Source organism: Thalassotalea psychrophila (assembly GCF_031583595.1).
GTDB lineage: Bacteria > Pseudomonadota > Gammaproteobacteria > Enterobacterales > Alteromonadaceae > Thalassotalea_A > Thalassotalea_A psychrophila.
In genome coordinates this window covers 3,254,488-3,270,142 of record NZ_CP134145.1, presented here as the reverse complement: position 1 = coordinate 3,270,142, position 15,655 = coordinate 3,254,488, and the positions used below count along the sequence as shown (strand labels likewise).

The 15,655-nt window shown below is 37.8% G+C and carries 15 protein-coding genes; 8 read left to right on the top strand and 7 right to left on the bottom strand.

The window, feature by feature from the left end:
- Position 1: 1 nt before the first annotated feature.
- Positions 2 to 595, bottom strand: coding sequence for an aminodeoxychorismate/anthranilate synthase component II (locus RGQ13_RS13400; RefSeq protein ID WP_348390249.1), 594 nt, complete (start codon positions 593 to 595; stop codon positions 2 to 4).
- Positions 595 to 2,229 carry an anthranilate synthase component 1 gene (locus tag RGQ13_RS13395; RefSeq protein ID WP_348390248.1) on the bottom strand — a complete coding sequence of 545 codons (1,635 nt, stop codon included), beginning with the start codon at positions 2,227 to 2,229 and terminating at the stop codon, positions 595 to 597. Before RGQ13_RS13395 ends, RGQ13_RS13400 begins: the two co-directional genes overlap by 1 nt.
- 383 nt (positions 2,230 to 2,612) lie before the next feature.
- Here RGQ13_RS13395 and rnm point away from each other — a divergent pair, with 383 nt between their 5' ends.
- From rnm to rluB, 5 genes are read left to right on the top strand one after another with little or no spacing between them, the layout of a single operon-like run.
- On the top strand, positions 2,613 to 3,491 hold the full coding sequence (gene rnm / locus RGQ13_RS13390) for an RNase RNM (protein ID WP_348390247.1): 879 nt from the start codon (positions 2,613 to 2,615) through the stop codon (positions 3,489 to 3,491).
- A 13-nt stretch (positions 3,492 to 3,504) separates the two neighbouring features.
- Complete coding sequence (locus RGQ13_RS13385; protein ID WP_348390246.1) at positions 3,505 to 4,125, top strand: L-threonylcarbamoyladenylate synthase; 621 nt, start codon at positions 3,505 to 3,507, stop codon at positions 4,123 to 4,125.
- 14 nt (positions 4,126 to 4,139) lie between these two features.
- Positions 4,140 to 4,955: a segregation and condensation protein A gene (locus RGQ13_RS13380; protein WP_348390245.1), complete on the top strand. Its 816-nt coding sequence runs from the start codon at positions 4,140 to 4,142 to the stop codon at positions 4,953 to 4,955.
- 31 nt (positions 4,956 to 4,986) lie between these two features.
- The gene (gene scpB / locus RGQ13_RS13375; protein WP_348390244.1) at positions 4,987 to 5,586 is read left to right on the top strand and encodes an SMC-Scp complex subunit ScpB; all 600 of its coding nucleotides are present in this window, start codon (positions 4,987 to 4,989) and stop codon (positions 5,584 to 5,586) included.
- 16 nt (positions 5,587 to 5,602) lie between these two features.
- The gene (rluB, locus tag RGQ13_RS13370; RefSeq protein ID WP_348390243.1) at positions 5,603 to 6,475 is read left to right on the top strand and encodes a 23S rRNA pseudouridine(2605) synthase RluB; all 873 of its coding nucleotides are present in this window, start codon (positions 5,603 to 5,605) and stop codon (positions 6,473 to 6,475) included.
- A gap of 76 nt (positions 6,476 to 6,551) precedes the next feature.
- Here rluB and RGQ13_RS13365 read toward each other — a convergent pair whose 3' ends face one another.
- The 5 genes from RGQ13_RS13365 to RGQ13_RS13345 form a co-directional block, all read right to left on the bottom strand.
- On the bottom strand, positions 6,552 to 6,902 hold the full coding sequence (locus RGQ13_RS13365; RefSeq protein WP_348390242.1) for a hypothetical protein: 351 nt from the start codon (positions 6,900 to 6,902) through the stop codon (positions 6,552 to 6,554).
- Positions 6,903 to 6,949: 47 nt separating this feature from the next.
- Entirely contained in the window at positions 6,950 to 7,447 is a 498-nt protein-coding gene (locus RGQ13_RS13360) for a methylated-DNA--[protein]-cysteine S-methyltransferase (RefSeq protein ID WP_348390241.1), read from the bottom strand.
- A 14-nt stretch (positions 7,448 to 7,461) separates the two neighbouring features.
- Complete coding sequence (locus tag RGQ13_RS13355; RefSeq protein WP_348390240.1) at positions 7,462 to 8,943, bottom strand: DNA-3-methyladenine glycosylase 2 family protein; 1,482 nt, start codon at positions 8,941 to 8,943, stop codon at positions 7,462 to 7,464.
- A 110-nt stretch (positions 8,944 to 9,053) separates the two neighbouring features.
- Entirely contained in the window at positions 9,054 to 9,617 is a 564-nt protein-coding gene (locus RGQ13_RS13350) for a DUF882 domain-containing protein (protein ID WP_348390239.1), read from the bottom strand.
- A gap of 215 nt (positions 9,618 to 9,832) precedes the next feature.
- The gene (locus RGQ13_RS13345; protein ID WP_348390238.1) at positions 9,833 to 10,444 is read right to left on the bottom strand and encodes a GDSL-type esterase/lipase family protein; all 612 of its coding nucleotides are present in this window, start codon (positions 10,442 to 10,444) and stop codon (positions 9,833 to 9,835) included.
- Between the two features lie 323 nt (positions 10,445 to 10,767).
- Here RGQ13_RS13345 and RGQ13_RS13340 point away from each other — a divergent pair, with 323 nt between their 5' ends.
- The 3 genes from RGQ13_RS13340 to RGQ13_RS13330 all read left to right on the top strand — a co-directional run bounded on the left by RGQ13_RS13340 (position 10,768) and on the right by RGQ13_RS13330 (position 15,654).
- Complete coding sequence (locus RGQ13_RS13340) at positions 10,768 to 13,416, top strand: TonB-dependent receptor (RefSeq protein WP_348390237.1); 2,649 nt, start codon at positions 10,768 to 10,770, stop codon at positions 13,414 to 13,416.
- A 402-nt stretch (positions 13,417 to 13,818) separates the two neighbouring features.
- Positions 13,819 to 14,871: a helix-turn-helix domain-containing protein gene (locus RGQ13_RS13335; protein ID WP_348390236.1), complete on the top strand. Its 1,053-nt coding sequence runs from the start codon at positions 13,819 to 13,821 to the stop codon at positions 14,869 to 14,871.
- A 168-nt stretch (positions 14,872 to 15,039) separates the two neighbouring features.
- Entirely contained in the window at positions 15,040 to 15,654 is a 615-nt protein-coding gene (locus tag RGQ13_RS13330; protein WP_348390235.1) for a c-type cytochrome, read from the top strand.
- Position 15,655 lies beyond the last annotated feature (1 nt).

Here is a 15,655-nt window from a genome sequence, read left to right as displayed (position 1 = left end):
TTTAACTGTCCTTCCCTAATAAATATTCAAAGCTTTGCTTGATCAAAATACTGCCTTTTGAGGTTAACAATGACTCAGGATGAAATTGGAAACCCAAAACCTTATCTTGTTGATTAGCAATTGCCATAGGTAATTGCTGATAATGTGCAATCATCTGTAAATCGTTTGGCATAATGGTAGCAACCAATGAGTGATACCTTGCCACAGGTAATGGTGAAGGCAAACCTGTGAAAGGGCCTTTACCATCGTGTATTATGTTTGATGCTTTACCGTGTACAATTTCACCTGCTCTATCTACTTTGCCGCCGTAATGCTCAACTAACGCTTGATGACCTAAACAAATACCAAAGATAGGGTAAGTTCCCAAACAAAGTTTGATTAAATCCATTAAACAGCCTGCATTAGCAGGTTCGCCAGGCCCTGGTGACAAGACTAAAATAACTGGTTCTTGCTCTTGCTGCATTTTTTGGTGAATAAACTCAGCCGACACCGTATTACGATAAATGACAGGTTCGAAGCCTAAGGCTTTAAACTCATCTACTAAGTTGTAAGTAAACGAATCTAGGTTATCGAGCATATAAAGTTTAGTTTTCATTATTTTGCTCCCTCAGTCGTGTTTGTAATAACTTTTGAGTGAGCATTGGCAATTTGTACAGCTTTAATTACCGCTTGTGCTTTTTGTCTGGTCTCATCGGCTTCAGCTTGTGGGTCTGAGTCATAAACAACCCCCGCACCGGCTTGTACGTAAGCTATGTTGTTTTTTACAAAAGCAGAGCGAATAACAATACAAGAATCCATATCACCGCCACCGTTAATATAACCAACAGCGCCACCATAACTACCACGGCGTTCGCCTTCTACCGTGCGAATTAATTCGGTTGCTTTTACTTTAGGCGCACCTGACAGGGTGCCCATATTCATACACGCTTGATACGCATGCAGCGCATCTAATTTTTCAGATAAAGTGCCTATTACTCGTGATACTAAATGCATTACGTGGGAGTATCGGTCTACTTTAAGTAATTCAGCAACATGACGAGTACCGCCTTTTGAAACCCTGGCAACGTCATTACGAGCGAGATCAACCAGCATCAAATGTTCGGCTTTTTCTTTTTCATCATTTCTAAGTTCAAGTTCAATGCGGCCATCTAAATCGGCAGAATATTTACCTTCAGGGGTAAACCCTCTTGGACGGGTTCCTGCTATTGGGTAAATCTCTACCTGTCTATTCTCTGCAGTAAACTTTAATGCAGACTCTGGCGATGCTCCAAATAGGGCAAAATCATCATCTTTTAAGAAAAACATGTAAGGACTAGGGTTTGTTTGTTTCAGTGCTTGATATGCATTTAATGAATCACTACAGCTTAATGAGAATGTACGAGAAGGTACAACCTGGAAAATATCACCGGCTCTGATGTGCTCTTTCAAATCTTCAACTTGTTGGCAAAATTGTTGATCTGAAATATTAACTTCTACTTGAGTTGGCGTTGCTTGTTTAAGATCTATGGCTTGGCTAGTCATAGGTGTTTTACAAATATGTTTTAATTGTTCTAGGCGTTGTTCAATTTTCTGCTGACAAGCACTTTGCTGAGAACCGCTAAAAACGTTGCCAAGTAACTCTGTGGTTTGCTGCTGATGATCAATAATAATTAAGGTTTCAGCCAAATAATATACATAATCAGGGCAAGTATTTTTACTGTCTTTCACCTTGGGCAACTGTTCGCTGATACAAATTAAATCAAAGGCGAAAGCGCCGCCAACAAATACTGAAAATGGATGCTGTTGCTGACAATCAATTGCTTGCAATTCTCTAAGCACTTGCATTGGATTATCAACTAATAAGCGTGACAGCTCATCTTGCTCGGTAATGCTTGTCGAAAAATTAATATCTAAACAATCAATTGAAGCGTTATTAATAGTCACACTATTTTGGTAACTAGCTTGCGTAAATTGCTGCTTTAAATAAGCAATAATGGCTTGGCCATTAAGAGATGTTGCGTTGATGGAGACATTACTGCCATTGCAGACGATTTTCACCGCTGAATCAATAAGTAATAAACTTTTGAGAGCTCGTTTATCTGATATTTCAGCAGATTCTAATAATAATGTATTACTTTTATCTGCGGTTAAGCTGCGATATAGCATTAGTGGATCAGCTTGATACTGAGCATTAACTATCGTGCTGTTCACTAAGCCTAGCTGTGATTGATTTTGAACTGTGTTATTCATGGTTTACCTTTGTGTAATTTGTTTTCCCAATGGGATTATTTTTGTCATCCGGCGTAAAGGGGCTGAAGCCACCAGATAAACCATGTTTTAACGTTATTAATTAACATTTTATGCCTATTCTCTCTTTAGTTTAAGTGATTCTTAGTAATATGAAATATTCTAAACGAATAAAACGAAAAAACCCGCCTTTGAAAGCGGGTTTTTAAAATTTTGCCTACAGCAAAGCTCACAACCCACTATGTAAGGTTATGCCACCACCAAATATTTAAACCGGTTAATTGCTCTGCTTGTTGTAATATCATTTTATAAGTACCAATTTAGTTGGTTTGCACGTAAAATCATCATTACGAGCACGTATATGCCTAGAAGAACCCAAAACGTCAATGAAGTCAATAGTTAGCGGTGAAATAACCGACAATAGTTACAAATCAATACGAGTAGACTTTCATAGTCACACTAATTGCTCCGACGGTCGCCTTACACCTGCCGAATTATTAGATCGTGCGAGCAACCATCAAATTGACCAATTTGCCATAACCGATCACGATACCATTGCAGCTTTCGATATTGCTAAACAACATATTGCAGATAAAAATCTTAACATTCGGTTGATTTGCGGTATTGAAATTTCAACCATGTGGCAAAATCATGAGATTCATGTGGTTGGTTTAAATGTTGATGAAAATAACCCCGCATTACTTAAGCTCATTGACGAGCAGCAGCAAGCACGAGAAACCAGAGCATTATTAATGGCTGAAAAGCTTGCTAAAGCTGGTGTCGAAAATTGCTACGCTGATGCAAAAGAATTAGCACAAGGCGGTACCATTACTCGCGCGCATTTTGCTCGGGTATTATATAACCGCGGCATTGTCAGTACCATGCAAAAAGCGTTTGATAAATATATTGGTAAAGGCAATCGTGCTTATGTAAAGCCATTATGGTGCAGTATTGAACAGGCGATAGATGTTATCAAACAAGCAGGCGGACAAAGCGTAATAGCTCACCCGATGAAATATGATTTATCAACAAAGTGGATTCGCCGGTTAATCATTGATTTTGTTGAAGCAAAGGGAGATGCTATGGAAGTTGCATCACCACAAATGAACAGCCAACAAAAGCAATTGTCGGTTGAGCTGTGCAAACAATATGGATTAAAAGCTTCGGTTGGCTCTGATTTTCACTTTCCTAGTCGCTGGACTGAACTAGGACGAAATTTATCTGTGCCAGATGACCTAGATGTTGTTTGGCAACATTGGAATTAAATAGGGAAATATTATGAGTCAGTTTTTTTACATGCATCCAGATAATCCACAGCCTAGGTTGTTAAAACAGGCCGTGGCTATTATTCAACAAGGTGGTGTCATTGTATATCCAACTGATTCAGGCTATGCGCTTGGTTGTCATATTGGCGATAAAAAAGCACTAGATAGAATTTGTCGAATTCGAGATATTGATCGAGAGCATAACTTTACCCTTATTTGTCGCGATTTATCTGAACTTGCCACCTATTCAAGAGTAGACAACTCGAACTTCCGACTACTAAAAAACAATACTCCAGGTGCTTATACCTTTATTTTTAAAGGTACCAAAGAAGTACCGAAACGGTTATTAAACCCGAAGAAAAAGACCATTGGTATTCGTATTCCTGATAATAAAATTATCATGGACTTACTCGCTGAACTTGGCGAGCCATTAATGTCTACCACGTTGATTTTGCCTGGTAATGACACCGCAGAATTTGATCCAGAAATTATTCGTGATAATTTAGAAAAACAGGTAGATTTAATCATGAATGGTGGTTATTTAGGTGAAAAACCAACCACTGTAGTCGATTTTACTGAAGATTTTCCTCAAGTGACTAGAGTTGGTGAGGGTGATCCTGAGCCATTCACTTAAAAGAACATTGATAAATGAATAATAAAGCAACAGCAAATACTATTGGTGAAATGGTTCAGCAGGTCTTGCCGCTTGCAGTTGTCCATGGTGAAGCTGTTGTCGAAAAACCGCAAGACTTGTTCATTCCCCCAGATGCTTTAGAGATTATCCTTGAAGCATTTGAAGGACCATTAGATTTACTTTTATATTTAATACGCAAACAAAAGTTCGATATTGTTGATTTGCCCATAGCCGAAATCACCCGACAGTATATGGAGTATGTTGAGTTGATGAAAGATGTGAAGCTTGAACTTGCAGCTGAATACTTAGTCATGGCTGCCATACTAGCTGAAATTAAATCACGGTTATTATTACCTAAAACAGATGTTGAAGATGATGAACATGATCCTCGTGCTGAATTAATCAGACGCTTGCAAGAATATGAAGTTATTAAAAAGGCCGCCGAGCAATTAGACCAATTACCACGAATGGAACGCGACACCTTTGAAGTATCCGCTAAATTGCCTGATAATTTTAAACCTCGCTTAGTGCAGGCTGATGTTGATTTACAAGAGTTGGTGATGGCGCTAAAGGGAGTGATGAAACGGGTTGCTGCATTTGAACATCATCATATAGAGCGTGAAACTTTATCTACCCGAGAACGAATGAGTCAAATCTTAGCGATGTTAAGTTCAACAGAATATACTGAATTTAGCCAATTATTTGACGTAAGTGAAGGCAAACAAGGTGTTGTTGTTACGTTCTTGGCGATACTTGAATTGCTAAAAGAGTCATTAATTGAATGTATACAAGCACAGGTTTATGGCCAAATTCAGGTTAAGTTGTGTTGACTTAATTTTAGAATAATAAAAAGAAATCATCATGCAAAAAAATACAATGCAAGACAATAACGATCAAGACATCAAGTTACTGATAGAAGCGATGATATTTGTTTCACAAGTGCCTTTATCGGTTAAAACTATTCAAGAAACATTAAGTGATCAGAAAAAGTTATCAAAAAAACGTCTATTAGCTATTTTACATGAGCTGCAAAACGATTATGATGCGCGCGGAATAAGTTTAATTGAAGTGGCTTCTGGTTTTCGTTTTCAAGCAAAAGATCAATATAGCGACTATATTGCTTTATTATTTAAAGAAAAAGCACCGCGATATTCTCGCGCGTTGCTAGAAACATTATCATTAATTGCTTACCGGCAACCAATAACCCGTGGCGAAATAGAAGATATTCGCGGAGTAGCGGTAAGTAGTTATATAATTAGAACATTGCAAGAACGTGATTGGATCCACGTTGTTGGTCATAAAGAAGTACCGGGTAAGCCGGGACTGTATGGCACAACAAAAGAGTTTCTCGATTACTTCTCATTAAAATCATTGGCCGAATTGCCTGAATTGATGGAAGTTACTGAGCTCAAAATCGCCGCCGATGGCGAAAGAGCAAACGTTGCTGAACAAGCAACTTAATATAATGAGTTAATTAATGTCTGAAAAATTACAGAAAGTACTAGCACGCGCAGGTCAAGGATCTCGCCGTGAAATGGAAACCGTAATCAGTAGTGGTCGTGTAAGTGTAAACGGTACAGTTGCCTATCTTGGTGATCGCGTTGAGGGTAATGAACAAATTCGCCTGGATGGTCATTTAGTAAAAATTGCTACTATTGAAGAGCAAGCTTGCCGTGTTTTGGTATACAACAAACCTGAAGGTGAAATGTGTACTCGCAAAGATCCTGAAGGTCGTCCAACGGTATTTGATCGTTTACCTCGTATTGATGGTAGTCGCTGGGTCGCTGTTGGTCGTTTAGATATTAATACCTCAGGTATGCTTATTTTTACTAATGATGGTGAGCTAGCTAACCGCTTAATGCACCCATCGCACGAAGTTGAACGCGAATATGCTGTGCGGGTGTTTGGTGAAATTAATGAAGCTATGCTGCAAACCTTGCGCCACGGAGTAAAACTTGAAGATGGCATGGCCAAATTTGATAAAATCACTTACAAAGGCGGTGAAGGCCGAAATCATTGGTTTCATGTAGTGTTAAGTGAAGGGCGAAATCGTGAAGTTCGTCGTTTATGGGAAAGCCAAGAAGTGCAAGTGTCACGCTTAATTCGAGTTCGTTATGGCGATCTTGCTATGGAGCGACGTTTGCCACTTGGTGGCTGGGTTGAACTCGGTTTAAAAGACGTAAACTATTATCGTAAATTAGTAGGCTTAGAGGTAGAAACTCAATCGAAAGTAAAAGTAGATGAGAAGAAAATCGATAATAACAAGAGTCGTAAAATTCGTAAAAATGTGAAAAAACATCAACAACGAATTACTCAAGGTGCACAGCAGACACGTCGTAAGAAACGCTAATATAAATAGATCTGCTGGGCATTTCTATAAAACCACTTCGTGGCATAAATTTAAAGCTTAAAAATAACTCTTATTTTTAAGCTTTTATTCTATATGGGCTTTGAATAAAAAGTAAATGTGAAGCGTGCCGTTTGTTTTTCTTATTTGAAAACCAACTCTTATCAATAATTTCTCGCGCAACTGCAGCTTCAAAAATTCTCACAGGGTATTGCTGATAAAAATATATTGCCGCCTGTTGATGGCATTCATTATTAGGTAAATCAGCACTACGGTTTTCTTCTAGTTCTTCGGCAATTTTTACTAACAGCTGTGGCTTAACTTCAACATTAAGCCAGTCAATAAATTTGTTGTATTGTTTTGCTTGGTATAAGCGCCACATCATCCAAATTAATAGTGCAAAGGCCAAAACTACGATAACGTCGGTCATAAAATACTTTATTAATTACTAAACTTAAATATAAAAGAAGAAGCAGATTACACTTTAAAGTGCGCACCTTCAAGCATCAATAATTTGGCTTTAATTCCCATGCCACCGGCATATCCCGTTAGTTTTTTGTCACTGCCAATAACTCGATGGCAGGGCACAATAATGGCGATTTTATTCGCACCATTAGCTGTGCCTACGGCACGAACCGCTTTTGGGTTATTTATGTTCTTGGCTAGTTGACCATAATTGATGGTTTTGCCAAAAGGAATGTTGGTTAACTCTTGCCATACTTTACTTTGAAATACAGTGCCATTTTGAGCTAAAGGTACATCAAAATATTTTCTAGAACCTGCAAAATATTCAGCTAATTGCTGTTTCGCTTGAGCTAAATGTAGTGGGGCATTTTCATCAAATAATTGGTATTCGTTATTAATACCTACTGCTACCTTACCTTGTTGAAATGCAACCTCAACAATACCAACTTCGTTAGCCACTATGGCTACATCGCCGCAATTAGTAGAGAGAATATCGTAGTAATTTTTCATATATTTATCTTCTTTTATTCTTGGTTGGTCGATAATGACTGCCATAAATAAATGGCTGCATAGGCACGCCAAGGTCGCCATGATTCAGCAATCGTTAATATTTGTTTACCGGTTAGTTGTTTGTCATCGGCAAGTTTTAATTCATGTCTCAATTGGGGCTTATTTGAGAGTGCCTTGATCAAACCAAGGTCTGCTGCTGGAAATGCATCAGGTAAACTTAGACCACGCATCGCCATGTAGTTCGCTGTCCAAGGACCAATACCTTTAAGTTCGCATAGCGTTTTTTCAAAACTTTCAGTATCTTTGGGATTATTAAATAATGACTTATTAGCAATAAAGAACTCTATCCAGGTATGTAATGTTTGTTGCCTAGTGTTGGTTATGCCAATGTCATCGAAACTAACCGTAGCAAGTGTTTCTGCACTTGGAAATAATATCGACAAGCCTTGTGGATAATGTGACTCAGTATTCAAATTTGTTATTGGTGTTGAGAATTTCTCGGCAATACGTCCAGCCAAGGTCGTCGCAGCTTTGACCGATATTTGTTGCCCTAAAATAGCTCTAATTGAAAATTCAAAAATATCCCAACACCCAGGAAGTCGTAATCCTGGGTAGTCATCAATAATAGGTTTTAAAATTTGGTGTTTCGCAAGGTTTGTTCTAATCAAGTTTAGATTGCAATCTAGATCAAACATTTTTCTTACTCGGCTAATGATTTCAGCTAATTTAGAAAAATCATTAACCCAAATGTCGACTGATAAATAATTGCCATTATCGGGTTTACTGACTGCAATCCAGCCGGTACAGTTATCGATGTTTATGGTACGACGATATTTATCAGTTACCGCTTCTACGCCTGGTATTTGTCGAGCTTTGAAAAAACTCAGCATTAATGGCCAATTTAAATCGCCACTATATGCTAACTGTAGTTTTAAATGATTTACCTTTTCTTGTTTGCTACTTTCCCTAAGCTCACTTGGCGTTAATTTATATTGCTGTTTGATATGATCATTAAAACTGCGCACACTGCCAAACCCACTGATTAACGCAACATCAGCAAACGGTATTGTTGAGCTAATTAATAAATTACGAGCATTAATTTGACGCTTTTGGTTTATAAACGTATTTGGTGATACGCCTAAATTATCGTTAAATAGGCGTTGCAACTGGCGTTCACTTAAGCCTATTCTTATGGCTAAATCGGCTACATGAATTTGTGGTTCTATAGTTATTAATGTTAATGCTTGGTCTATCGTTTTCGGTAATGGCTGGTTTGGAGACAGCTCTGGCTTACAACGTTTACAAGGCTGGTAGCCGTTAAATTCAGCTTGGGCCGCACTTTGGTAATAGCTGACATTTTTTTCATGGGCAGGGCCTGCTGGGCAAGTAGGACGGCAATAAATGCCTGTGGTGATAACAGCCGTATAAAATTTGCCATCAAAGCGAGAATCACGAGACAGTCTTGCTTGCATGCAAACTTGGGGATCTAATTTCATTATTGAGCCAGATAATTAATATTAGAGTTATGATAAAACAAAAATGTCGAACCTTCTCGCGAAAATCCGACATTATTATAGAAAATAGTTTAGTTGTTAGTAATTCTGAACTACCAGCTTCGAACCCAAGCTGTATCAATATGAACAAAACCAGAGTTTGGATAATAACCAACACCGCCAAGCTTTAAAGATTTTGCCGTGTCACGGACTAGTTTTAAGTCAATACCTGGAATAGCGAAATCTATCGCCATGCCTTTCATGTGGAAACTTTTCTTCGCTACTTTAGTACTTTGTCCAGCTAACATAGCGTTGGTTTTTGGTGAACGGTAACCAGAAATAATATGAATTTCGTTATCTGTACCAAGGCGCTGCTGAATTTGGTGAAGAAAGTTAAATAACCTTCTGTCCATAGGAGCCGCCTCATTTTGGCGGTGATCGCGTAAGTTTTGATCAAACGCTTTTAGAACATCATTTTGAAATACACCGTTGGCGTAAAATACACCTTGAGTACGTTCACCAGTATGACGATTGTATAATGCTAATCGTCTTATTGATTGATCATTATTTAATGATGCATGAGCTGTTTTACTAAACATAGGTGCAGTTGCGCCAATGGCAACAACGCCAGTTACTTTACGAAAAAACTGCCTACGATTACGACAAACTAAGCCCATACGACCTCTCAGATGAATTATGGTAATAAATTACATGGTTTACAAAATATGGCGATAGGTTAATAGTTTGTTATAAAGATTACAATAGTATGATTTTTGAACAGTACTACTCTGTAGACCAACAATATAGCTAAGTGGTTATCGCTAAAAGAAATTTTATTGGATAGAAACGCTCAAATTAAATTGTTTAAATTTGTACAAATGGACCTTTAAGCCTATAAAGCACCCGTATCTTGCAAAAGTTCATGTATTCTAATCGCTAATTCTGTATATCCTTGCTTATTAAAGTGTACAGAGTCGGACTTTAATGACGGGCTTCTCAGTAAGTCCGCGATAATTTCATCTTCCAATACTAAATTATATTGCTCAGCAAGTTCATGATAAATATCAGCACTAGAAGAAAATAATGATTTTTTGGGAACGCCTATTAGTACAACCTCTATTTCATCTTTTTGGGCTAACTCGATCATTTGGGCTAAATTTGCTTTAGTTGTTGCCAAGTTTTTGTTTTGGATGATGTCATTACCTCCTTCTAATAAGATCATTATATCAACAGAGTTTTCGGCTAATATTTTTGGTAAACGTTGTAATCCAGCACTGGTTAATTCACCAGATACACCGGCATTAATAACGTCTAAATTAGAGAGGTTAGACAAAATGTTAGGGTAACTAAATTGCTGTTGTACACCTTTACCTGCAGTAAGGCTGTCGCCAAACGCCAATATTTTAGCATCATAGGAGAGTCTAGATAATTTAGCTTCTGAACAGCTGATTAATAACAACAATAGTGCGCTGGGTATTAACATTTTAACGATGGTGTTATTCATTTAATTTTATTCCCTATGGGGCTAATTGGTTTATACCAATCTCACTAAGTTATTGCCCACTTGTGCTGGTTAAAATACCCCAAGGCGGCGTTGCTCTCATTCCCAATAGCCAGCTATTGGTCAATCGAGCGCCTTGCCTTGATATATTTTTCCTGCGCACAACAAGATCATAAACTTAATGAAATTGGTATTCAGTCCAAAAAAAGCTTTACATCACGTTTACATCAAGTAATTATATGATCAAGACAATGATTGTCTATCACTAATAATAAAAGCTTCAGAACCGATGATAAAAATAAAAAATATACATTGGGGAAGAAAACGTGTCATTACAAATTATCCAGGAAAATTCGAGCGCTAATTTTCGAAAACACCTAATCGCTCAGACTGTTGCCGCTGCACTAGCTGTAACTTCATTCGCCAGTTTTTCAGCTGAAGAAGCCTCCGTAGAGAAAGAAGATCTCGACGACGTAATTGTCGTAACCGCGCAAAAACGTACGCAAAACGTAATGAAAGTGCCGGTAACAGTAGATAGTATATCCGCAGAAACTATCAAACAAAGTGGCTCAATAATGTTGAGCGATATTGATAAGTTTATTCCTGGCTTTGAGTTTGGTGATGGTGACGTGACTCAAGCTGGTGTTACCATGCGTGGTGTTTCTAGCCCTAACATTAGTGTTGGTGGCGATCCCTCTACGGCCACATTCTTTGACGGCGTATACATGCCACGTGCCGCGCAAAACGTTTTGTTTTCTGATATGCAGCGCGTTGAAGTATTAAAAGGCCCACAAGGTACGCTGTTTGGTAAAAATGCGGCAATGGGGGTTGTTAATATGATCCCTAATGCACCTCAAGAAGAGTTTGAAGGCTTTATCAAAGGTACTGCTGGTACCGATAATCTTCAACGTATTGAAGGTATGGTTAACTTCGGTATTACTGATAATGTTTATGTTCGTATTAACGCCTTAACCAATACGCAAGAGGGTTTTGCCGATAACGTTGCTGATTCACCACTAAATACCGGTGAAAAAGTTTGGGATGATGGTGAAAAAGATCATCAAGCAGCTCGTATCGCAGTTAAATGGGATGTGAGTAGCAGAACTAATGTTCAGGTTTCATATGATTGGGATAAATTAGATCAAGGCCCAGGTGGTGCAATTGGCTTAAGCGAATACGCAGAGAACCCACAAGACCCGTTTGCTGATACGTTTGCCAATGATGTTGTAAATGGTGGTGAAAGCCGAGACATGACCGCAACAACGTTGAAAGTTGAGCATGAATTTAATGATCAATGGTCAATGAAACTTATCTCAAGTTTTCGAGAATGGGAAACAAATAACCGTATTGATGAAGATGGCACACAAGATATCACTCGTTATTTAGATACCGATAACCATGAAGATTCAGACATTTTCTATAACGAGTTACAAATTAACTATAACACTGACTCATTTAACTATGTTGGCGGATTAACTTATTCAAAAGAAAATGTGCATCAAACTACGTTTATCAATACTACCACTGACACAGTAACCCGTTTACTTTCAACTGAATTTAACGGTCAAATAGAGGCCGGCGTAAGAGAAGAAATATCGGGAGCTATTGGTATAGCGCCAGAAGATATACCTGATTCTTTTGTTGACCAAACAATGCAAAGTTTAGGCCTACCGTTAGAGCATACTTGGAATGCGGAACAATGGGTGAGTGCTTTAGAGGTAATGGGGGAGGCTGACAACATTATGGCTTACCTAGCCAGTTTAGGTATGGTTCCAGCAGGAACTCCGATGACCGCTGATTTTGTTCGTGCAACTGGCGATGTTACTTATGATGTGGCTTCTATAGGTTTAGGTGTAGCAGAAATATTTGGCCCTAGTTATACAGGCCAGATGTGGTCTGAGAACTTTATCAATAACGGCGAATTTACCAGTTACGGTATTTATTCAGATTTTGATTTTCAGTTAACCGACCAATGGAACGTGTTCTTCGGTGTTCGTTACTCTGAAGATGATAAAGACTTTTCATGGGAAGTGACAGAAACTCAGTTTGCCGAAGTACGTCCTGGAGTGAGCAATGTTTTATTCCCTGCTCGAGATGAGTTGTGGCAATCAAATTCTTGGAGTAAAACCACTGGCCGTGTTGGTACGGGTTATCAGATAAATGATGACCATATGGTATTTGCCTCAGTTGCAACAGGATATAAAGCCGGTGGTTTTGATTCTTTAGCATCGCCACATAGTGAAAGCGATGGTTCAATTATTATTGATCCTGAAACGGGTGATGTTGTTGATGTATCATTTGAGCCTGAAGAGTCGGTTAACATTGAACTTGGTTATAAAGGTATTTTGTCAGACAGCTTAAGAACAACGTTCTCAATGTTTCACAATATTTTGGATGATCAACAAACCAGTCGTTCTTCTAAACAACCCGATCAAGCACAAGCGTTACCAACTATTGTTAACCAAGATGTAGAAATTGACGGTTTTGAGCTTGGCATGGATTGGCAGGTTACAGAAACATTTGCCACTGGCTTTGTTACTGAAGTTCGTAGTACTGATACTGAGTCAGATGAATTTTATAATGATAGTGGCACGTTAATTCCTGCAGGGAGCAGCAGCAGCGATACCAATACATCGTATACCCTTAAAGCTGACTGGATCCCTGATTTAGGCTTTGGTACTACCATTATTCATGTTGATTACGTATTTAGAGAAAATGCTCGCGGCGCAATTATTGGTGAAGATGAGTGGGTTAATGATATTCCACACTACTTTGATGACACTGAACTGTTGAATGCCCGTATTTCTTGGATAAGTGATAGTGACAGTATAGAAATTGGCCTTTGGGGTAAAAACTTAATGGATAACCGTTATAGTGGTGGCCCAGGCGGTCGTACTAAAGATATTTTAGGCACAGGCTATACGAGTGTAAATAGAGGTATGGAAGCTGGTGTTGATGTTAAATACTCATTTTAACTCCTAGCGATACCTAGATATACGATAAACCACCTTAGGGTGGTTTATTTTTATTTATGTTTTAATCCTACCTAGATTTAAAAAAAGAAAAAGCCCTAATATTTTTCAATATTAGGGCTTTTTACATAAGGTTACCGTCCGTGGTTTTCACTGTTTTAAAAGTCTTCAGAACTGTAAATTCTGTTCCACTAAAAAATTGATTCAAGTGGTAGGACCTTTATAATCTTTCAAATTAACAATCGGTTGTCAACCTATTAAACGATTATTTCAAATGGTTGTTTGAAAAGTGGTCATAAAACAGTCTGAATTTACTTGTTGTTAACAAGTGCAAGCTAATAAATACTAGCGTGTCTCTGATGGCGGTGATAACCTTAGCGACAATATAATAAATTATAAAAACTGATGATAAATCTTTCTTTTTCTAGCTTTACTCTATTTTTTGCTTTATTTGCTTTCGCACAAATTGTAATGGCATTTATGCTTTTGCTACCAAAGGCGAAAGACAATGAACAGGTGAAATTGTATTGTGCTCTTATGCTAGTTGCTGGTTTCTACTTGTTACCTAGTATTTTCTTTTCAATTGAGCCTTATAACGTTATTTGGTGGGTGACTTTCTTTGCCAGTAATTTATTACCAGGCATATTCTTTTTGGTCGGACTGAGTGTATTTAGTGATCATCATATTATTAAAGCCAAGCATTATGGCTTTGCTGTAACTCCTGCTGTTATTTTGTTTATAGCGAAGTTACTGCAGATATTCGGCATTAACCAAGCTGATTTATTTATCATAGTTTTAATAAACATTGCATTGCTAGTTGATATCGGACTAGTGTGCTTTGCTTTATTGTTTGCGATTAAATGCTGGCGTAATGACTTAGTGAAAGAGCGTCGTATCATTCGAGGGGCAGTGATAAGCGTGACTGCAACTTACATTATTTTAGTGATCATATTAGGGCAAGTGCTGCAAATAAATTGGCCATGGTTAAATACATTTGAAATGTTAATGTTGGCGGCGTTAATTAGCGGCTTAAATTTCTATTTATTTACGCCAAAGCTAACCAGTCTGTTTGAGCCTCCTAAATCGAATCAAATTGAAGAAACCCCTGTTGAGTTTAAAAATGAACTCGTTAAACTTAAAAGCGTAATGACAGAAGAATGCTTATATCGACAAGAAGGCATTACCATTTCGAAATTGGCAAGTCATGTTGCAATTCAAGAATATAAATTAAGAACTATTATTAACGGTGCTTTAGGCTATCGAAACTTTAATGACTTTTTAAATCATTATCGAATCACAGAAGTCAGTGAAAAATTGATCAGTGAAACCTATAAATCTACGCCTATTTTAACTCTGGCATTGGATAGTGGCTTTCGCTCACTTAGCTCATTCAATAAAGCCTTTAAAATGACACATAACGCTACACCTACTGAGTTTCGTAAGAATCAGTCAGCTTAAATAAGTAATTAATTAGCTTTTTTTAATAATCCGTCAGCTTTTTTTAGAAATAAATAAGCATCAATGGCCACATTTATACTATGGTAAGTGAACTGATACTGATGTATCTATTTAATTATTAAAAGAGCGCTGCCGATGACAACTTATTTTCAAACTTTAAGCAAATCAATGTTCATTTTTATTGCATTTGTTATCTCAGCCCACTCTGTTGCGCAGGGCGATATAAAAAAAGGTGAACAACTATATCAATCTTGTATAAGTTGTCATGGTGATAAAGCACAGGGTAATGACAAATTAAATGCACCAACGTTAGCAGGTCAATATCAGTGGTATTTATCTGCTCAAATACAAAATTTTAAAGATGGTAAACGCGGCGCTCAAGCAAATGATAAGCTTGGTCAACAAATGGTTGCCATGGCGAACTTGTTAACTGATGAGGCGGCGATTGAAGATGTAAGTAGTTATTTGGCATCTTTAGAAAAAGTTAAAGTTACCGAAACATTGTCTGCTGATTTGCGCAATGGCGATAATAAATACAATGCGGTTTGCGGCGGTTGTCATGGTAAAGATGCTCAAGGTAATAAAAATTTAAAAGCACCAAATTTAAGCCTTTTATCAACTGGCTATTTAACCACTCAAATTAAAAACTATCAAAGTTCTAATCGCGGCTACCACGTTGATGACAAATATGGCCGTCAAATGAAGATGATGGCAGGTACAGTACAAAAAGACTCTGATCTTGCTGATATTGTCGCTTTCATAAATACATTGCCAGTTAACTAAG